The sequence below is a fragment of the Actinoplanes sp. CA-131856 genome, assembly GCF_050956135.1.
Taxonomy (GTDB): Bacteria; Actinomycetota; Actinomycetes; order Mycobacteriales; family Micromonosporaceae; genus Actinoplanes.
In genome coordinates this window covers 5,519,191-5,537,144 of the sequence record NZ_CP191849.1, presented here as the reverse complement: position 1 = coordinate 5,537,144, position 17,954 = coordinate 5,519,191, and the positions used below count along the sequence as shown (strand labels likewise).

General features: G+C 71.1%; 19 protein-coding genes. 4 read left to right on the top strand and 15 right to left on the bottom strand.

Features of this window, described 5'->3' with window-relative positions:
- Positions 1 to 795: 795 nt before the first annotated feature.
- From ACQP2X_RS25700 to ACQP2X_RS25690, 3 genes are read right to left on the bottom strand one after another with little or no spacing between them, the layout of a single operon-like run.
- Positions 796 to 1,803: an alpha/beta hydrolase family protein gene (locus ACQP2X_RS25700; RefSeq protein WP_498686123.1), complete on the bottom strand. Its 1,008-nt coding sequence runs from the start codon at positions 1,801 to 1,803 to the stop codon at positions 796 to 798.
- The gene (locus ACQP2X_RS25695; RefSeq protein ID WP_498686122.1) at positions 1,800 to 2,120 is read right to left on the bottom strand and encodes a winged helix-turn-helix domain-containing protein; all 321 of its coding nucleotides are present in this window, start codon (positions 2,118 to 2,120) and stop codon (positions 1,800 to 1,802) included. Before ACQP2X_RS25695 ends, ACQP2X_RS25700 begins: the two co-directional genes overlap by 4 nt.
- A complete protein-coding gene (locus ACQP2X_RS25690; protein WP_498686120.1) occupies positions 2,117 to 2,806 on the bottom strand; it encodes a hypothetical protein in 690 nt (229 codons plus the stop codon). Before ACQP2X_RS25690 ends, ACQP2X_RS25695 begins: the two co-directional genes overlap by 4 nt.
- A gap of 144 nt (positions 2,807 to 2,950) precedes the next feature.
- Between ACQP2X_RS25690 and ACQP2X_RS25685 the strand changes: the two genes are divergently transcribed.
- Entirely contained in the window at positions 2,951 to 4,138 is a 1,188-nt protein-coding gene (locus tag ACQP2X_RS25685; protein ID WP_498686118.1) for an MFS transporter, read from the top strand.
- Positions 4,139 to 4,141: 3 nt separating this feature from the next.
- Here the strand turns inward: ACQP2X_RS25685 and ACQP2X_RS25680 are convergent, their stop codons facing one another.
- The 3 genes from ACQP2X_RS25680 to ACQP2X_RS25670 all read right to left on the bottom strand — a co-directional run bounded on the left by ACQP2X_RS25680 (position 4,142) and on the right by ACQP2X_RS25670 (position 5,847).
- On the bottom strand, positions 4,142 to 4,264 hold the full coding sequence (locus ACQP2X_RS25680; RefSeq protein WP_498701047.1) for a GrpB family protein: 123 nt from the start codon (positions 4,262 to 4,264) through the stop codon (positions 4,142 to 4,144).
- A gap of 114 nt (positions 4,265 to 4,378) precedes the next feature.
- Positions 4,379 to 4,987 (bottom strand): hypothetical protein, encoded by a 609-nt coding sequence (locus tag ACQP2X_RS25675; RefSeq protein WP_498686115.1) that lies wholly within the window; start codon positions 4,985 to 4,987, stop codon positions 4,379 to 4,381.
- Positions 4,988 to 4,992: 5 nt separating this feature from the next.
- On the bottom strand, positions 4,993 to 5,847 hold the full coding sequence (locus ACQP2X_RS25670) for a helix-turn-helix domain-containing protein (RefSeq protein ID WP_498686113.1): 855 nt from the start codon (positions 5,845 to 5,847) through the stop codon (positions 4,993 to 4,995).
- 103 nt (positions 5,848 to 5,950) lie between these two features.
- On the opposite strand from ACQP2X_RS25670, the gene ACQP2X_RS25665 reads away from it, so the two are divergent.
- Positions 5,951 to 6,637 carry an SDR family NAD(P)-dependent oxidoreductase gene (locus tag ACQP2X_RS25665; RefSeq protein ID WP_498686112.1) on the top strand — a complete coding sequence of 229 codons (687 nt, stop codon included), beginning with the start codon at positions 5,951 to 5,953 and terminating at the stop codon, positions 6,635 to 6,637.
- A 27-nt stretch (positions 6,638 to 6,664) separates the two neighbouring features.
- On the opposite strand, the gene ACQP2X_RS25660 is transcribed toward ACQP2X_RS25665, so the two are convergent.
- The 8 genes from ACQP2X_RS25660 to ACQP2X_RS25625 all read right to left on the bottom strand — a co-directional run bounded on the left by ACQP2X_RS25660 (position 6,665) and on the right by ACQP2X_RS25625 (position 14,783).
- On the bottom strand, positions 6,665 to 7,186 hold the full coding sequence (locus ACQP2X_RS25660; RefSeq protein ID WP_498686110.1) for a 2'-5' RNA ligase family protein: 522 nt from the start codon (positions 7,184 to 7,186) through the stop codon (positions 6,665 to 6,667).
- A 60-nt stretch (positions 7,187 to 7,246) separates the two neighbouring features.
- Positions 7,247 to 8,701: an alkaline phosphatase family protein gene (locus ACQP2X_RS25655; RefSeq protein WP_498686109.1), complete on the bottom strand. Its 1,455-nt coding sequence runs from the start codon at positions 8,699 to 8,701 to the stop codon at positions 7,247 to 7,249.
- Positions 8,702 to 8,940: 239 nt separating this feature from the next.
- On the bottom strand, positions 8,941 to 10,398 hold the full coding sequence (locus tag ACQP2X_RS25650; protein ID WP_498686107.1) for an aldehyde dehydrogenase family protein: 1,458 nt from the start codon (positions 10,396 to 10,398) through the stop codon (positions 8,941 to 8,943).
- Positions 10,388 to 11,371: a branched-chain amino acid ABC transporter permease gene (locus tag ACQP2X_RS25645; RefSeq protein ID WP_498686106.1), complete on the bottom strand. Its 984-nt coding sequence runs from the start codon at positions 11,369 to 11,371 to the stop codon at positions 10,388 to 10,390. Before ACQP2X_RS25645 ends, ACQP2X_RS25650 begins: the two co-directional genes overlap by 11 nt.
- The gene (locus ACQP2X_RS25640; protein ID WP_498686105.1) at positions 11,352 to 12,227 is read right to left on the bottom strand and encodes a branched-chain amino acid ABC transporter permease; all 876 of its coding nucleotides are present in this window, start codon (positions 12,225 to 12,227) and stop codon (positions 11,352 to 11,354) included. The genes ACQP2X_RS25645 and ACQP2X_RS25640 overlap by 20 nt, the downstream gene beginning before the upstream one ends.
- On the bottom strand, positions 12,224 to 12,922 hold the full coding sequence (locus ACQP2X_RS25635; protein ID WP_498686103.1) for an ABC transporter ATP-binding protein: 699 nt from the start codon (positions 12,920 to 12,922) through the stop codon (positions 12,224 to 12,226). Before ACQP2X_RS25635 ends, ACQP2X_RS25640 begins: the two co-directional genes overlap by 4 nt.
- Complete coding sequence (locus ACQP2X_RS25630; RefSeq protein WP_498686101.1) at positions 12,922 to 13,638, bottom strand: ABC transporter ATP-binding protein; 717 nt, start codon at positions 13,636 to 13,638, stop codon at positions 12,922 to 12,924. The genes ACQP2X_RS25635 and ACQP2X_RS25630 overlap by 1 nt, the downstream gene beginning before the upstream one ends.
- Positions 13,635 to 14,783, bottom strand: coding sequence for an ABC transporter substrate-binding protein (locus ACQP2X_RS25625; protein ID WP_498686100.1), 1,149 nt, complete (start codon positions 14,781 to 14,783; stop codon positions 13,635 to 13,637). The genes ACQP2X_RS25630 and ACQP2X_RS25625 overlap by 4 nt, the downstream gene beginning before the upstream one ends.
- Before the next feature lie 228 nt (positions 14,784 to 15,011).
- On the opposite strand from ACQP2X_RS25625, the gene ACQP2X_RS25620 reads away from it, so the two are divergent.
- Both ACQP2X_RS25620 and ACQP2X_RS25615 read left to right on the top strand, forming a co-directional pair.
- Complete coding sequence (locus ACQP2X_RS25620; RefSeq protein ID WP_498686098.1) at positions 15,012 to 15,809, top strand: IclR family transcriptional regulator; 798 nt, start codon at positions 15,012 to 15,014, stop codon at positions 15,807 to 15,809.
- A gap of 46 nt (positions 15,810 to 15,855) precedes the next feature.
- On the top strand, positions 15,856 to 17,319 hold the full coding sequence (locus ACQP2X_RS25615) for an aldehyde dehydrogenase family protein (RefSeq protein WP_498686097.1): 1,464 nt from the start codon (positions 15,856 to 15,858) through the stop codon (positions 17,317 to 17,319).
- A gap of 5 nt (positions 17,320 to 17,324) precedes the next feature.
- On the opposite strand, the gene ACQP2X_RS25610 is transcribed toward ACQP2X_RS25615, so the two are convergent.
- A complete protein-coding gene (locus ACQP2X_RS25610) occupies positions 17,325 to 17,924 on the bottom strand; it encodes a response regulator (RefSeq protein ID WP_498701043.1) in 600 nt (199 codons plus the stop codon).
- Positions 17,925 to 17,954: the final 30 nt, after the last annotated feature.

Genomic DNA, 17,954 nt, shown 5'->3' with positions numbered 1-17,954 from the left:
GCTGGGTGCGGCGTCCATGCCGGCCTGTTGAGCAGGCGGTGGCCGCTTCGGGCCCGGACGGTGTGTCACAGACTGCGCCGGCCAGTTGTGCAGAGTGGCCGGCCGAGGCCGGCACGACAGTGCGGGCCGAGCCGGGCACTCAAGTCGAGCCGGGCACTCAAGTCGAGCCGGGCACTCAAGTCGAGCCGGGCACTCAAGTCGAGCCGGGCACTCAAGTCGAGCCGGGCACTCAAGTCGAGCCGGGCACTCAAGTCGAGCCGGGCACTCAAGTCGAGCCGATCGCTGCGGCCCTGGAGGCAGGCGCGCAAGGTGGCTCGGATTTCATTGGGCCGTCCAGGGGGAGGCCGCCCTTCGCTCGTGATCGTGGCGGTTTGCCGTGTCGCGCTGGGAGAAGCCGAACATGTCGATCCGCGTATGTCGATGCTCTCTCGGGGCGGCCGGCCGGTGCGGGGGAGGCCTTCGAGGCGGCCGGGCACCGTGGCGATGCCGGGGGGATGGTCCCGAGGGCAACCGAGACACCGTTGTCGGGCGCGGCGAGGCGGCCGCTGGGCAACGGCGTGGTCCACCGTGATGACGACGTAGCCGTGGCTGGCCGGCCCCTGCACGACGGCCGAGGCCTCGGGGCGGTGGTATCTGGTGCCGTGGGAGAACACGACGACGGCCGAGGTCTCGAGGCGGTGGTATCCGATGCCGTGGGAGAACACGATGACGGGTCGCAGTGTGGGCGCTCCGGCGCGGCGGCCGTGAACGGCTCGGCCGCCGCGTGGGGAGGGAGCGGCAGGTCGTGGTCCTGATTTAGCGGAGGTGCTGGTCGAAGAAGGCTAGCGGGTGCGTCTGCTGGAGCCGGATGGCGCGGGCCGGGTCGTAGGTGCCGATCCAGCCGGCCAGGTCCTCGTCGCTCATGCCGGTCAGGTGGGCCAGTTGCGGCAGGAGCCAGACCGCGTCGGAGAACGAGATCTCGGTGCCGCCGTCTAGGTGTACGTTGCGGCGCCAGCCCTTCAAGTGGGTCCAGATGTCGGCGGCGCTCGATCCGGGGGTGCGGGGGAAGCTCGCGGTCATCATCAGGAACGGGCGGCCGATGTCGGTGGTGAGCGGCGGCTGGCACTCCATCGGGCCGTCCAGGCTGATGCCGGCACCCAGCCGCCGGTCGCGGCCCACGATCAGGGCGGTGGCCGTGCCGCCCTTGGAATAGCCGAACATGCCGATGCGGCGTCCCGCTGTTTCTTCCTCGAAATGGTCGAGCACGAAGGTGATGTCGGCGGCGTGGTCGTACGGGGTGACCGACACGTCGTCGTCGGGCACGTGGAGGCGGCCGCCGGGAAATTCGGTGTAGGAGTCGGTGTGGTCGACCGTGATGACCGTGTAGCCGTGGCTGGCCAGTTCCTGCACGATGACGGTGGTCTCCGAGCGGTGGCCGTCGGCGCCGTGCGAGAACAGGATGACCGGGCGCCGGCCGAGAGCCCGCAGCGGCGGGGCGCCGTCGTGCCCGGCCGTGAGCGGCGCCGCGGCGGCGTCCCCCGGGAGGCCGTTGTCGTCGAGCAGGGCGCGCATCGGCGCGTCGGGCATCCACGGCACCAGCGGGCCGCGCCGGGCCGATGCCGGGTACCAGATGCTGGCCATCAGCTTGCGGTGTTTGCCGGCCAGTTGCCGTTCCACGGTGCCGATCGGGTACGGGCCGGTCGGCGCGGGCAGGGTGAGGCGGGGCCGCGCGGCCGAGGCCGGGCCGCCGGCGGCAAGTGGGCCGGCGACTCCGGCCGCGAGGGCGGTGGCGAGCAGGGTGCGGCGGGTCAGTGCGGTGGTCATCGATCCTCCGGGGTGGTCTCCACACGGGCGATGAGCTGTTTCAAGCGGCCGATCTCGTCGGCCAGGGCGGTCGTGCCGGCCGGGGTGAGGGTGATCCAGGTGCGGGGGCGGCGGCCCTCGTAGCCCTTCTCGACCTCGATCAGGCCCGCTTCTTCCAACACGCTCAGGTGCTTGGAAAGGTTGCCGGCGGTCAGGTCGAGCTGGGTGCGCAGATAGCCGAACTCCACGCGGCGGGCCTCGTGTGCGACGGTGAGGATGCCGAGCCGGACCCGCTGGTGCACCACGTCGTCGAGGCCGAGGGACGGATGGTCGCTCACCGCCGCCGTCCGGCCCGCGCGAAGACGGCCGCGGCCAGCAGCAGCACCACGCCGACGATGAGCTGGGGCAGCGCCATGCCGGTCCGGAGGCCGAAGTGGGGCGAGGCGAAGCCGTCGTTCATCGGGAGCACCAGCAGCACCAGAGCCAGATAGCCGGCGGTGAACAGCAGGAGCGCGAGGTTGCGTTCCAGCCAGACCAGCACCAGCAGGGCCACGCCGATCATGCCCCACGGCATGACCAGCCGGTCGAGCACGAAATACCAGTACGGGAGGGGGCCGTCCGGGTACGGGTGGCTCCGGAAGTACAGGAACACGGCCAGCCAGGCGGCGGGGAACACGATGGTCGTCACGGCGCCGGTGACGGCGTACGGAAGCACCCTGGTCCCCAGCCCTCGCCGCCGGGCGGCCCGGAGGTACCAGACGGCGATGGCCGCGTACGCCAGGACCATCGCGGCCGGCCAGTAGTACAGCATGCCGTTGCGGGAGAACGTGCAGCCGCCGTCGGGCCGGCAGTCCACCCGCATGCCGAACCAGTCGACCGGGATGGCGAGCAGCGTCGTCACCCCCAGCACGAGCAGCGCGGCCCAGGTCATTCGCTGGTCGACGCGCACGCGGTGGGCGAGGGCGCGCACCTCGGCCAGCAGCCGGCGCGGATCGCCCTCGGCGGAGATCGGGTTCGTTGTCATGCCAACAGGTTTCCATTGCAAACCTGTCGGCGCAAGTAGGTGTCGGCGTTCACATGATCGTTGCTTGCGCTTCCTATCCGCGCCCGCCTAGTTTTTAGGACGCGTGCGCAACTATCGGCGTACGCAAGAAAGGGTGTGGATCTTATGCCTCTCGGACTGGTGGCGCTCGCCATCGGCGGCTTCGGTATCGGCCTGACCGAGTTTGTGATCATGGGCTTGCTGCCCGAGGTGGCGGCCGACTTCGGCGTCTCGACATCGGCCGCGGGCTGGCTGATCAGCGGCTATGCGCTGGCCGTGGTGGTCGGCGCGCTGGGCCTGACCGTGGCCACGACCCGGCTGCCGCGCAAGCCGGTGCTGCTGGGCCTGCTGCTGCTGTTCATCGCGGGCAACCTGCTGTCGGCGGTCGCGCCCACCTACGAGGTGATGCTGGCCGGCCGGATCGTGGCCGCGCTGTGCCACGGCGCGTTCTTCGGCATCGGCGCGGTCCTGGCGGCCGGTCTGGTCGCCCCGCAGCGCAAGGCGGCGGCCGTGGCCACGATGTTCACCGGCCTGACCGCGGCCAACGTGCTCGGCGTGCCCCTGGGCACCTTGCTGGGCCAGGCCGCGGGCTGGCGTTCGACGTTCTGGGCCATCACGGCCGTCGGTGTGGTGGCCTGGGTGGGGATTCTCGCGCTGGTGCCGGCGGACGCCGGAGGATCAAATGCTTCCTCCGTACGCCGTGAATTGAGCGCCTTCAAGTCCGCGCAGGTCTGGCTGTCGATCGCGGTGACCGTGCTGGGCTTCGGAGGGATGTTCGGCGCCTTCACCTACATCGCCTACACCCTGACCGACGTGTCCGGCTTCTCGTCCGGCACGGTGCCGTGGCTTCTGGTCATCGTCGGCGTGGGCCTGTTCATCGGCAACGTGCTGGGCGGCCGGGCGGCCGACCGCGGCGTCGACCGCACCCTGGTGACGGTGCTGGCCGGCCTGGTCGTGGTCCTGTCCGGGTTCGCGCTGACCGCGCACAGCCAGTGGGCCACGATCGTGTGGCTGCTGCTGATGGGCGCCTTCGGATTCGCGACGGTCCCGGGCCTGCAGACTCGGGTGATGCACTACGCGGAGGGCGCGCCGACGCTGGCGTCGGGAGCCAACATCGCCGCGTTCAACTTGGGCAACGCGCTGGGCGCCTGGGCCGGCGGCCTGACCATCTCGGCCGGTCTGGGATACGCGTCGCCGCTCTGGGCGGGCGCGGGCATCACGGTCGCGGGCCTCGCGGTCATGGGAGCGGCGGCCGCCATGGCCCGCGCCCCGAAGCGCACAGCCCCGGAGCCCGAGCCCGCGTTGGCGGCCTGACGCTCAGCGCAGTCCCGCGCGGCGGAGGATGTCGATGTCGACGCGGTCCTTGGCGGCCAGGCCCGGCACCGCCGTCGAGCCGACATGCTCGACGGCGAGCGCCCGGCCGCCGAGCGCGTCGCGGATGCGTGCCTCGTAGCGCCGGAAGCGAGCCGGCCACGCGGGATCGTAGGCAACGACGCCGAGCCCTCTGCTCCGGTGTCAGGGGCGCGGCCGGAGCGGGCAGTGGCGACCTTATCGTCAGCCCGCCCACGCGCCGGTCAGGGCGAGCCGTCCGGCGGCCCTGTCCGCGCGGGCCCCGGCAATCCACCGGGTGAGGTCGGCCGCGGTCTGCTCGACCGTACGCCCGGTGGTGTCGACGACCCGTACGGCCCAGCGCCGATCGCCTCTGGCCCAGCCCCGCCAGCGTTCCCACCGCATCGCCTCGTGACCGCCCTGGGTGATCACCTCCGGCGCATGCCGGGGATCGGCGGCGTGACCGCGCAGCCATCGTGCCCACGCGAGGAAGGCCGGGTCGGCGGCACCACGGTCCACCAGCCTCCGCCACCGCTCCCGGTCGTCCACGTCGACCAGGCACGCGGCGATCCCGTCGAGCTCGGTGGCCGACGGGCAGGCGAGCACCTCACCCAGGGGCGACTGCCCGGTCAGGATGACGTCGAGCCCTTCGTCCTGCCATCGCAGCGCCCGCCGGATCCACTCCTCGGTGGCTCGCTGCCGCCACACTTTGTCCGCACCGCGCGGCACGCCGGTCTCGTCGAAGTCGTGCACGACCAGTCCGTCGATTTCCGCGCAGGCCCGCACCGCGGTCGTCTTCCCGGAGCAGCTCGACCCGGCCACCGTGAGCAGCATCGGCGTCAGACGGGCCGGGGCGCCACGTCGCGGGTGGCGCCGGGCAGCGCCGCCGAGGCCAGCAGGGTCAGTTTGTCGGCGTCGGTGGAGCCGGCGTCCGGGTGGAAGACGACCAGCATCAGGCCGTCGGTGCCGCTGATGGCCAGGCGCTCGCGGTTGAGGGTCAGCTCGCCGACCTGCGGGTGGTTCATCTTGATCGGGGTGCCGGTCTGACCCCGTACCTCATGACGGGCCCACAGAGCGCGGAAACGAGGGCTGGCCAGGGTCAGCTCGCCGGTCAGCTCGATGAAGCGCGGATCGTCGATGTCGTTGCCGACCGCCTGGCGCAGGTTGGCCACGAAGCACTCCGTCACGTTCTCCCACTCCGGGTGCAGCGCCTGCTCGGCCGTGTCGAGGAACAGGTCGCGCAGCTGGTTGCCGCCCGCGGCCAGGCCGGGGGAGAGGGCCCGGGCCAGGCTGTTGGAGGCCAGGATGTCGAAGTAGCGGTCCTCGATGAAGGCCGGCTGGATCAGCGAGTCGAGCAGCTTGAGCGCGCCCGGCGGCGGGGTCTGCTTGCGGGGCCGTCGTTTGCGCCGCCGGGGCACCTCGGCGACCAGGGTCAGCAGGTGGGCGAAGTGGTCCTCGTCGAGGCGCAGCACCCGGGCGATCGCCTCGAGCACCGGCACGGACGGGTGGCGGTTGCGGCCGCGCTCCAGGCGCAGGTAGTAGTCGGCGCTGATCCCGGCGAGCATGGCCACCTCCTCACGCCGCAGGCCCGGCACCCGGCGCACACCGACGTCGGGGATGCCCGCCTGCTCGGGCGTCACCAGTTCGCGCCGGGCGCGCAGGAAGGCCCCGAGGGCATTGGTCGTCTCGCTCACCGGGCCAGCCTATTTCGGCGTACGGAAACAGAGGGGGTCCTGTCGTTCCCCTGGCACCGCAGGGATCTGGTTGGCTCCCGGGGCCGCGCCTAGCGTTCCGGCCATGACCGTCACTCTGATCACCGGGGCCAACAAGGGCCTCGGCTTCGAGACCGCAAGGCAACTTCAAGACCAGGGCCACATTGTGTACGTCGGCGCGCGCGACCCGGAACGCGGAGCGAAAGCCGCGGCCGAGCTGGGCGCCCGCTTCGTGCAGCTCGACGTGACCGACGACGCGTCGGTGTCGTCGGCGCTGGCGACGATCGGCGCCGCCGAGGGCCGCCTCGACGTGCTGGTGCACAACGCGGGCATCCTCGCCGACGGCCCGGTCGACGGCCCGGCCGCCCTGCGCGCGTTCGACACCAACGCGATCGGCCTGATCCGGGTCACCGAGGCGGCACTGCCCCTGCTGCGCAAGTCGGCGAACCCCACGGTGGTCACCGTCTCCAGCAGCATGGGCTCCTTCTGGGCGGTCACCAACCCGGACCGGCCGGAGTACGGGCTGCCGCTCCCGCTCTACGCGGCTTCCAAGGCGGCCGCGACCATGCTCACGGTGCAGTACGCCAAGTCCCAGCCGGGCATCAAGTTCAATGCCGTCGAGCCCGGCCCCACCGCCACCGACATGACCGCCGCCTGGGGCATCGGCCGCCCGCCGGCGGAGAGCGCCCGGGTCGTCGTGGCCCTGGCCACCCTCGGCCCGGACGGCCCGACCGGCACCCTGACCGACGAGAACGGGGAGCTCCCCTTCTGACCGGCCGTCACCCCGGCCTCGTCCAGGTCACCGGACGAGGCGGGGGAACGTCCCGAAGGGCCCGACCGGCCCACTGGACATGGTCAGCCGGAGCACCCCGGTGGGCACCGTCGCCAGATCCGGCAGCGCGGGCGGCTCGGCGGTGACCCCGAGAGTGACGTGCGGCCGGAAGTCCTCACCCACGAGCCCCAGCGGAGGATGCCCGAGCCGCAGAAACTCCTGGTGAAGAGCATCAAGCCCCGGACTGCGGATGACCTCCACCCCGAAGTAGTAGCCCCCGCTGGGCACGTAGTAGTCGCCGGGCGCGATCACGGTGTACAGCAGCCCGATGACCTTGGCCTCGAACACCTGCTCCCGGTAGGCCGCGGTGGCCGCGACGATCCCCGCCACTTGCTCATCGCCACAGTCCACATGCAGCACCGACACATGCGGCGGCCCGTCGTCCCCGAGCAGCATGAGGGGCCGGTGCCCGTCTCCGATCGCATGCGACAGGCCGACCAGCGCCTTCGACGTGTCCACATCCGGCCGCAACACCACTCCGTACGCCATGAGCCCACGGTGCCACCAACATCAGCCCTCCGCACGCGCTCATGGCAGATGAGCGATGGCTCAGCGCTTGCCCAGGGCCACGCCGGGGGTGCGGCCGTAAGCCGTGAAGAACTTGTCGCGGAACTCGTCCATTCGCCAGACCGGGGTCTTGTCGGTGGGGCGCAGGCCCTCGGTCCAGTTCCAGGAGGCTATGCGGTCCAGGACCGTCTTGTCCTTCGCGATCACGGTCACCGGGATGTCGTGGCTGGCGTTCGGGCCCGTGATGATGGACATGGGCTGGTGGTCGCCGAACATGACCAGGACCAAGTTGTCGCCGCCGTACTTGGTGGCCCAGGAGATCAGGCTGTCCACTGAGTAGGCCACCGATTTCGCGTACTGGGCTTGTGTCTTCGCCGGGTCGCCCCACAACGTCGAGCGGTCCTGGGCCGTGCCCTCCATCGACTTGTAGACCGAGCCGTCGCCGATCTTGTCCCAGTCGACCATCGTGGGGATGTGGGTCCACGGCTCGTGGCTCGACGTCAGGGTGATCTCGGCCATCACCGGGCCCTGCGCCTTGCCGTAGACCTCTCTCTGGAAGGTGGCCAGCGTGTACTGGTCGGGCATGCGGGACCAGCCGAAGTCGGGACCCTTGTATCCCATGTTCCGGGAGTCGAGGACCCGGTCGTAGCCGTAGAAGCCCGCCTCCGGCCAGTCCTTCGTGTTGCCGGGCTCGACGCCCGCGGTCTGCCAGCCCGCCTCGTGGAAGGCGCGCGTCAGGGTGAGCCGGTCGCCGCTGACCATCTCGTCGTAGCGGCGCTGGCTCGTCACCCACAGGCCGGACTGGAACGAGCCGTGGGCCAGCCAGCTGCCGCCGCCGTAGGTGGACGAGGTCAGCCAGCCGGTCTTCGCGTGGAAACCGGCCGTCGTCAGCTGCGAGTCCGCTGCCGCCAGGGTCGGGGTGAGGACGGCGTTCATGGCCGGGTCGGTCAGCACGCTGTGGCCGTAACTCTCCACCACCCCGATGATGACGTTCTTGCCGCGCAGGCCGGAGACGAGGTCGGCCGCCGGGACGCCCGCGTACGCGTCGTGGCTGACCGCCGCGGCGAACTGGCGCTCGTCGCGGATCGTGGCCGGCACCTGGCGGGCCAGGGTCTTGACCATGGCCGCGGCCGAGTCGGAGGCCACCGGGTTGTTCGGGTAGAGCGTCAGGCCGCTCAGCGCCAGGGCCAGCCAGACCGCGCTCAGGCCGATGAGGGTGCGGCGCACCGGCAGCTGATGGCGGCCGGCGACGCCCGCGAGCCGGACCGCCGACCACGTCAGGCCGGCCAGCAGGGCCACGCCGAGCAGGACGGCTGCGGCCACGGCCAGGTTGGCCACCGTCGAGCCGTCGGTCTCGGTCAGCGCGTTGTAGCCGTCGTGCAGCAGCGGCGGGTCGAGCACCGGGTCGAACTTGCGGCCCAGGACGGTCCGGAAGCCGGCATTGGCGATCTTCAGGATGACCAGGACGCCGATGCCGAGACCGAAGAAGCCCGCCAAGAGCCGCCGCCATTTAAACGGCGCGGCCAGCACCACCGCGCCCGCGAAGATCAGCTCCATGGGCAGGCGGAGGAACGCGGCGGGCACGAACGCGCCGTCGGCCGGGCGGGCGATCGTGTCCGGCACCACCAGCGCCGCCACGAGCAGGACCGCCGCGAGGACGGTGACCGCGGGGCCGAGCGCGCGGCGGATCTTTGTCAAAGGCACGACCAGCAGTACGGGACCGGGCCGCGCATGGTTCAGAACGGGAACTCGCGGCTTTCGTCCCGCAGGGTGATCCATTGCAGCTCGGTGAAGTCCTCGTCGGCGAAGCGCAGCCCGAACCGGCCCCAGCCCGAGTCCTTGAGCCCGCCGAACGGCATCTGCGGCTCGTCGTTGACGGTCTGGTCGTTGATGTGCACGATGCCGACCTCGAGGCGCCGGGCCAGGTCGAGGCTTCCGTACGTGTCGGCCGAGATGATCCCGGCCGTCAGCCCGTAGCTCGACGCGTTGGCCCTGCGCACCGCGTCGTCGGCGCCGGCCGCCGTCTCCAGCAGCGCCACCGGCCCGAACGTCTCCTCGAAGGCGATCTCCGCCGCGGCCGGAACGTCGGTCAGCACGGTCGGCGGATAGCAGGGAGGCTGCGCTTTTCCTCCGGTGAGGACCCGCGCGCCCATCGCCACCGCCTCATCCACCCGCCGTGCGACCAGCGACAAGGCCCATTCATTGATCAAAGGCCCGACCACCGTACGGGGATCACGGGGATCCCCGACCGCAAGCCCGGCCACCTTATCCACGAATTTGGCGGTGAAAGAGGACGCGATCGGCTCCTCCACGATGATCCGCCGGACGCACATGCAGATCTCGCCCTGGTGGACGAAGGCCCCGTAGGCCGCCGCGTTGACCGCGAGGTCCAGGTCGGCGTCGGCCCGCACGATCAGCGCGTTGTGCCCGCTCAGCTGGAGGACCGGCCGCTTGAGGTGACGGGCCGCGAGCTCGGCCAGACGCCGCCCGGTGACCGTGGAACCGGTGAAGCTCACCCTCCGTACGAGCGGGTGCGTGACCAGAGCTGACGCGATCTCCCCGGCGTCACCGGGCGCGTGGGTGACCACGTTCACCGCTCCCGGCGGCAACCCGGCCGCCGTGAAGATCTCGGCCCACAGGACCCCGCCGGTGATCGGCGACTCTTCCGAGGGCTTGAGGACGACCGTGTTGCCCAGGGCCAGGGGGCCCACGATGGCCCGGCCGGCCAGGCTCAGAGCCGCGTTCCAGGGTGCGATGGCGGCCACGACGCCGACCGGGCGGCGTACGGCCAAAGCCCTTGACCCTGGAAGATCGGTCGGAAGGATCTGGCCAGTGGGCTGGTGGGCGAGGCCGGCCGCCTGCCGCAGCAGGGCCAGGCAGAAATCGAGCTGCATGCGCCCGAAATAGGGTCCGCAGCCGGTCTCGGCGGCCAGCAGCTCCAGCACCTCGTCGCCGCGCCGGGCCAGCTCGTCGGCGGCCCGGATGAAGATGATCTGGCGCTCGGTCGGCGGCAGCGCGGCCCACCCCGGAAACGCCTCGTGGGCGGCGGCGACCGCGGCCCGCGCGTCGTCGCCGTCGCCCGAGGAGACCGAGGCGAGGACGGAACGGGTCCACGGGTCGTGGTCGGGATGGCGCCGCCCGCTGAGCGACCCGACGGGCGCGCCGCCGATGTGGTGTGACACCTCACGAGCCATAGGGATGCAGAGTGTAACCGACGGGCAACAGCCGGAACGGCATCCGGTCGGCGGCCAGACTCCACAGTCCGCGCGGCAGGAACAGCGCGAATCCGATCGCGACCGCGCCCAGCCCGATCAGGTACCACGCCCCGTACTGCGCGAACCAGTCCTGCAACAGGAAGAAGACGACCGCGCCGAGGATCGGGCCCTCGAAGGTGCCGATCCCGCCGACCAGCACCATGAAGAGCAGGTAGGCGCTCCACTGCACCCCGAAGATCGACTGCGGCTGGATGAAGAGCGTGGAGGCCAGCGTCAGCGCCCCGGCCGCGCCGCATCCGAAGCCGGCCAGCACGAACAGGCCGACCTTCAACGGCCAGGCCCGCACGCCGAGGGAGGCCGCCGCCTCCTCGTCGTCGCGCACGGCCTGGATGGCGGCGCCGGTGCGGCGCCGCAGCAGCAGGAACACCATCAGGAGCAGGACCAGACCAAAGATCAAGGTCAGCCAATAGGTGTACGCCCTCCGCCAGTCCGGCGCGATCGAGTTGAGCCCGCGGAGCGAGACGCCCGTACCACCGCCCAGGTCTTGATCAAGCGCGATGAGCAGGGCCAGCGCCTCGGCCACGACCCACGTGCCGACCGCGAACTGGCCGCCGCGCAGGCGCAGCAGCAGCGGCGCCAGTACTACGGCGAGCACGGCCGAGACCAGGGAAGCGAGCACGATCGCGAGATACGGGTGGATGTCCTTCTGGGCCAGGAACACCGTGGCGTACGCCCCGAAGCCGATGAAAGCCTGCTGCCCGACCGAGACCAGGCCGCCGTATCCGGCCAGGACGTTCCACATGGTGGCCAGGATGATCAGCGTGCCGAGGGTGGTGAGCTGCTGGACCACGTCCGTGCGGAAGAGGAACGGGACCGCGAAGAGGGCGAGACCTCCGGCCGCCAGGATCAGCGAGGGAGCCGGGGACGCTCGCCTAACCTGCCAGCCGCTCACGGAAGAGCCCCCTTCCGCGCGGGCTCGCGAGGACGATCAGGAAGACCAGGTGGCCGGCGAGGATCGAGTACTGGGGGTCGACGGCCGCGCCGACGGTCTGGGCGACGCCGAGCACGATGCCACCCCACAGCGTTCCCCAGATCGAGCCGAGACCGCCGATCACCACCGCCTCGAAGGCGAAGATGAGCTGAGTGGGGCCGCTGGAGGCGTCGAAGACCGAGCGCATGCCGAGGAACACCCCGGCCAGGGTGGCCGTGGCGACGGCGATCGCGGTGGCCTTGGCGTACACCGACCGGGCATGCACGCCGACCAAGGCCGCCGTGTCGGGATCCTGGGCGGTGGCCCGCATCTCGCGGCCGAACGAGGTGCGCCGCAGCAGCAGATGCAGCCCGCCGAGCACGAGCACGGCCGTGGCCAGCACGAGCAGTCCGAGCCAGGGGACGGTGAGCCGGCCGATCTGCCAGCTGCCGGTGGCCAGGGCGCCGGCCGCGCCGCCGAGGGAGCGCACATCGGGGGAGTACGCCTCCAGCAGCGCGTTCTGGATGACGATGGCCAGGCCGAACGTGGTCAGCAGCGGGGTGAGCGGGCCGGCCCGCAGGCTGCGGGCCAGTAACGTGCGGTGCAGCACGTAACCGAGGGCGAGCATGACCGGCAGCACGGGCAGCAGGGCCACGAACGGCCCGACCCCGGCCTGAACACAGACCGACCACACCAGGAAGGCGCCGAGCACGGCCAGGTCGCCGTGGGCGAGGTTGATGATCCGCATGACGCCGAAGATCAGCGACAGCCCGCAGGCGAACAGGGCGTAGAGGCCACCCAGGAAGATCCCTTGGAGTACGGCGCCGGCCCAGCTCACGACTGCCTCGCGAAGCCGAAGTAGGCGGTGACGACCTGGTCGCGGGTCAGGTCGCCGGCCGCGGCGTCGAGAACGACGCGGCCTTCGAGCAGGCAGATGACACGGTCCGCGGTGGAGATCGCCCGTGCGAGGTCCTGTTCGACGACGACCAGCGTCGTTCCCTGCCCTGACAACGCTGTCAGCGACGTATACACCTCGTTCACCGCCTTCGGGGACAGTCCGAGGGAGACCTCGTCGATCAACAGGAGCCGGGGGTTGGTCATCAGGGCGCGGGCGATGGCGGTCGCCTGCTGCTGGCCGCCGGAGAGGCGGGCGGCGGGCCGTCTTCTCAGCGGCCCCAGAGCGGGAAAGGCGGCGAGGACGGTCTCCAGGTTCCACGGGCCGGGACGCGCGCGGGCCACCAGAAGGTTCTCCTCGACGGTGAGCTCGGGGAACAACCGCCGGCCCTCGGGCACCAGGGCGATGCCCCGGCGGACGCGCTCGTGGGCGGGGACTCCCGCGAGGTCCTCTCCTTCGTAGACGACGGTGCCGCTCGCCGGTGGGTGGGCGCCGGCGATCGTCCGGAGAAGTGTGGTCTTGCCCGCGCCGTTGGCGCCGATGAGGGCGACGGTGCTGCCGTCCTCCACGCTGAACTGGACATCGCGCACGGCCGTCAGCAGCCCGTGCCGCGCGGTCAACCGCCGGACCTCGAGCATCAGGCCGCCTTTCCGAGGTAGGCGTCGATGACCTTCGCGTCCCCCAGCACGGCCTGCGGCGGGCCGTCGGCGATCACCCGGCCGGTGTCCATGCAGATCAGCCGGTCGACCACCTGGACCAGCACGTGGACGATGTGCTCGATCCAGACGACCGCGGTGCCGTTCGCCCGCACCTGCTTGACCGCCGTGACCAGTTCGGCCGCCTCGGCGTCGGTGAGGCCGGCGCCGATCTCGTCGAGCAGCACCACTGCCGGCTGGGTGGCGAGGCAGCGGGCGAGCTCGAGGCGCTTGCGGTGCAGCAGGCCGAGACTGTCCGCCCGCCGGTTGGCCAGCGCCGTCAGGCCGCATTCCTCCAGGACCTCGACACATCTCGCGTACGCCGTCGTGCGGTCACCGCCGTAGCTGGCCGCCACCACGAGGTTTTCGAGGACCGTCATCCCACCGAACGGCCGCGGGATCTGGAAGGCGCGCCCGATGCCGCGCCGGCAGCGCTGGTCGGGTCGCTCTCTGGTGATGTCGATGCCGTTATAGGCGACTTGTCCCTCGTCCGCGGCCGCGGATCCGGCGAGGACGTTGAGCAGCGTGGTCTTCCCGGCGCCGTTCGGTCCTACGATGCCGACCGCCTCGCCCGCTGCTATCGCGACATCAAGGTCGTCAAGGACCACGAGATCGCCGAAGCGCTTGGTGAGCCCGCGCCCCTCCAGCAGCGCCGTCACAGGGGATACCGCCGGAGTTTGGCCGCCGTCGGCACGTTCGGGTCGGAGGAGTTCTCCACCAGGACGAACTCGACCTTGTAGCGGCTGTCGGTCGACGTGATCCACTGGCCGCCGAGGATCGGGGTGGCCACGACGTTGGCGTTCGGCCCGGAGCCCCACTTGAGCCGCCCGACCGGCGTCTCCACCTCCAGCGAGCCGATCGCCTTGGCCACCGCCGCCTTGTCCTTCGGATCGGCGGCGGCGGTCAGCGCGGCCTGGGCCACGTCGAACAAGGCCAGGCTCGGCCCCAACTGCTGGTTCCATTGCTTTCCGGCACCGTCCTGATATCCGTCGGCCAGCGCTTCCCCGCCGATTCCGGTCAATGTCGAGGTGTACGGATATGAGGGCGCCCAATAGGCGCCACCGGCCACGCCGAGGCCGATGTCGCCGAGCGCCTCGATCTGCGACGGGAACAACCCCGTCTTGGCCACCTGGCAGATCTTGGGCACGTATCCCTGCTGCGCCGCCTGCCGCCAGAACGTCGCGAAATCGGGTGGGATGGGGAACGAGTTGAAGATCTCGCAGTTCTCCGCCTTGAACCGGGCGATCTGCGCCGAGAAATCGTTGGTGCCGTTCGTGTACGCGCCCGGGTCGACGATCGTGTAGCCCTCCTGCTTGAGCAGCGGGCCGAGCGACGCGCGGATGGCATTCCCGTCGGAGTCGTTCGGCCACATGACGCCGACCTTCTTGTTGGTCGGCACCTGGGGCCACTCGTGGGCGTACATCTGATGGAACTGCTCGACGCCGAAACAGAAGTGATAGGTGAACTTGTAGGCGTTCTTCTCGTCCGGTTTCGCGCCCCGGCCGAAGTACCAGGCCTCCCACGGCACCACAGTGGACACACAGGGCACGCCGGCGGCCTCGCACGCGTCGGAGACCGGGTTGACCGTCTCGGGCGTGCTGGTGGTGAGCATGAGATCGACCCGGTCGCCGTTGATGAGGTCGTTGGCGACCTGCGCGGCGCGCTGCGGATTCGACTGGCTGTCGCGGTCGAGGATCTGCACCTGGAACTGCTTGATGCCCTTGCCTAAAGCCTTTTTCGCGAGATCGAGGACGTACGCGTCGGGTTCGCCGAACCCCGCGGCCGCGCCGGTTCGCGGGCTCACGAATCCGATCTTCAATACGTCGGTCTTCTCGGCGGAATCGTCGCTCCCGAGGCCGCCGCACGCGGCCAGCAAGGGAGCGGAAACGCCTAGCCCGGTTGCTTTGAGGAGGTCGCGCCTTTCCATGGATGCCTCCCGGCAGGTCTGGTGCCCACGGAAGGTAGGAGTGGTTTGCGACACACGTCAATCGAGTGTTCGAATAGGTGGAACGCCGCTCGAAGGAGTGCTCGAGTGAATCCCTCCACGTCCCAGTCGCTCGAACGCGGCCTGCGGATCCTGACCGAGTTCGCCGAGAACGGCCCCGTGCTCGGCATCGCCGACCTGGCCCGGGCCGTCGACCTCAACCGCAGCACCACCCACCGCTACGTGGCGACCCTGGCCGGGCTGGGTTTCCTGCAACAGGACCCGGACACCCGCAAGTACTCGCTGGGGCCGCGGGTGGTCGACCTCGGCTTCGCGGCGATCAGCTCGATGGAGATCACCGGGGTGGCCGCGGGCTATCTGCAGGGCCTGTCCGACGAGACCGGGTGCGCGGCCAGCATGGCCGTGCTCGACGGGGCCGACATCGTCTACGTCGAGCGGCGCCGCAGCCGGCGGCAGACCGGCGTCCACGTCGACCTGAACCTGCACGTCGGGTCGCGCCTGCCGGCGTACTGCACCTCGATGGGAAAGGTCCTGCTGGCCCATCGGGAGCCGGCGGCGCTGCGGCCGCTGCTCGACCGGATGGACCTGGCCCGCCGCGGGCCGAAGACCATCACCGTGCGGGAGCAGCTGGTCGGCGCGCTGGCCGCCGTGCGCCGCGGCGGCATCGCGGTCAACGACGAGGAACTGGCGCCCGGGCTGCGCTCGATCGCGGCCCCGATCCGCGACCGCTCGGGTCACGTGGTGGCCGCCATCAACATCGCGGTCCACCTGACGACCTGGACCGCGTCGGTCGACTCGGTGATCGCCCGCCTGTCCGGCCCGCTCCTGCGAACGGCCGCCGACATCTCCCACCAACTCGGGTACCGCCCCGATTCGAATATCTGAAACACCGTGTTGATTACTCGGAAACACTGTGCCTAGGGTCCTGCCCATGGTGCTTTTGAGCGAGGACCGGTGGCACGACCTGCTCCACATCGACGGATCCTGGCGGGCCGGGAGCGGCCCGTCGATGGACGTGGTGGAGCCGGCCACCGGAGGCACCCTGGCCCGGATCAACCTGGCCACCCCCGGCGACGTGCTCGCCGCGGCCCGTGCGGCCGCCGCGGCCCAGGTGTCGTGGGCCGCGACGCCGCACACCGAACGGGCCGCCGTGCTGCGCCGCGCGGCCGCGCTGTGGGCCGAGCACGCCGAGGAGATCTCCTGGTGGAACGTGCGCGAGGTCGGCGCCGTCCCCGGCATGGCCGGCTTCGCCGTGCACACGGCCGAGCAGGAGTGCTGGGAGGCGGCGTCGCTGCCCGGCCGCCCGTACGGCGAGCTGATCCCCAGCGGCGAGCCGCGCCTGTCGATGACCCGCCGCTACCCCGTGGGCGTGGTCAGCGTCATCTCCCCGTTCAACGTCCCGATCATCCTGGGCATCCGGTCGGTCGCCCCGGCCCTGGCGCTGGGTAACGCCGTACTGCTGAAACCCGATCCCCGCACGGCCGTGACCGGAGGTCTGGTCCTGGCCCGCGTCTTCCAGGAGGCGGGCCTGCCCGACGGCCTGCTCCAGGTGCTGCCCGGCGGCCGCGAGGTCGGCGAGGCGGTGGTGACCGCCCCCGAGGTCTCGGTCATCTCGTTCACCGGATCGACCACGGCCGGTCGCCAGGTCGGCGCGCTGGCCGGCCAGCACCTGAAGCGAGCCCATCTGGAGCTGGGCGGCAACTCGGCGCTGGTGGTGCTGGAGGACGCGGACGTCGAGGCGGCGGTGAACCTGGCCGCCTGGGGGAGCTGGTTCCACCAGGGCCAGATCTGCATGACCACGGGCCGGCACCTGGTGCACGAGCGCCTGTACGACGACTTCGTGGAACGCCTGGCCGACAAGGCGGCGAAACTCCCGGTGGGCGACCCGGCCCGCGAGCAGGTGGCGTTGGGCCCGGTCATCGACGCCGGCCAGCGCGACAAAATCCACTCGCTGGTCACGTCGAGCGCGGGCGACGGCGTCCGCGTGGCCGCCGGAGGCGAGTACGACCGCCTGTTCTACCGCCCCACGGTCATCGCCGGCGTGACCCCGTCGACCCCGGCCTTCGCCGAGGAGATCTTCGGCCCGGTCGCCCCGGTGGCCCGCTTCGGCAGCCTCGACGAGGCGGTGGCCCTGGCGACGACATCGGAGTACGGCCTCTCGCTGGGCATCGTCACCCGCGACGCGATGCGGGGCGTGGAGCTGGCCGACCGCATCCCCACCGGCATCGCCCACATCAACGACCAGACGGTCAACGACGAGGCCAACGCCCCGTTCGGCGGAACCGGAGCCTCCGGCACCGGTTCCCGTTTCGGCGGTGCCGCGGCCAACATCGAGGCCTTCACCGACACCCGCTGGGTGACGGTCCGCAGCCAGCCCGCCTCCTACCCGTTCTGACCGTCCTAGCGCGGTCGTACCAGGCCCGCGTCGTAGGCGGCGATCACCAGCTGGGCCCGGTCGCGGGCGGTGAGTTTGGACAGCAGGTGGGTGATGTGGGTCTTCACGGTCTTCACCGATATCACCAGGGCCGCGGCGATCTCGTCGTTGGACAGGCCGCCGCCGATGAGGGCCAGCACGTCGGTCTCGCGGGTGGTCAGCCCGCGGAGCCGGCCGTCGCGTTCGGGCCGGGGCGCCTCGAGATAGTGGGCGATCAGGCGGGTCAGGATCGCGGGGGCGAAAAGGGACTCGCCCCGATGCGTACGGCGTATGGCGGCCAGAAGGTCCTCGGGGCGGGCGTCCTTGAGGAGGAAGCCGGAGGCGCCGGCGCGCAGCGCCTCGTGGACGTACTCGTCGAGCTCGAACATGCTCAAGACGACCACGCGGGTGCGGCCGAGGATCGGGTCGGCGCAGATCCGCCGGGTCGCTTCGAGCCCGTCCAGCCGGGGCATGCGGACGTCCATGAGGATGACGTCCGGGCGTGCGCCGCGGGCCCGGGCCACCGCGTCGGCCCCGTCGGCGGCCTGCGCCACCACGTCGAGGTCCGGCTCCCGGTCGATGATCATGGCGAGACTCTGCCGCAGCAGCGGCTGATC

Excerpts from the sequence above, each read along its gene's own strand:
- ACQP2X_RS25610 (WP_498701043.1), bottom strand. The coding sequence starts at position 17,924 with ATGATCATCGACCGGGAGCCGGACCTCGACGTGGTGGCGCAGGCCGCC.
- ACQP2X_RS25615 (WP_498686097.1), top strand. The coding sequence starts at position 15,856 with ATGGTGCTTTTGAGCGAGGACCGGTGGCACGACCTGCTCCACATCGAC.
- ACQP2X_RS25635 (WP_498686103.1), bottom strand. The coding sequence starts at position 12,922 with ATGCTCGAGGTCCGGCGGTTGACCGCGCGGCACGGGCTGCTGACGGCC.
- ACQP2X_RS25665 (WP_498686112.1), top strand. The coding sequence starts at position 5,951 with ATGACCGTCACTCTGATCACCGGGGCCAACAAGGGCCTCGGCTTCGAG.
- ACQP2X_RS25660 (WP_498686110.1), bottom strand. The coding sequence starts at position 7,186 with ATGGCGTACGGAGTGGTGTTGCGGCCGGATGTGGACACGTCGAAGGCG.
- ACQP2X_RS25675 (WP_498686115.1), bottom strand. The coding sequence starts at position 4,987 with ATGCTGCTCACGGTGGCCGGGTCGAGCTGCTCCGGGAAGACGACCGCG.
- ACQP2X_RS25690 (WP_498686120.1), bottom strand. The coding sequence starts at position 2,806 with ATGACAACGAACCCGATCTCCGCCGAGGGCGATCCGCGCCGGCTGCTG.
- ACQP2X_RS25700 (WP_498686123.1), bottom strand. The coding sequence starts at position 1,803 with ATGACCACCGCACTGACCCGCCGCACCCTGCTCGCCACCGCCCTCGCG.
- ACQP2X_RS25685 (WP_498686118.1), top strand. The coding sequence starts at position 2,951 with ATGCCTCTCGGACTGGTGGCGCTCGCCATCGGCGGCTTCGGTATCGGC.
- ACQP2X_RS25650 (WP_498686107.1), bottom strand. The coding sequence starts at position 10,398 with ATGGCTCGTGAGGTGTCACACCACATCGGCGGCGCGCCCGTCGGGTCG.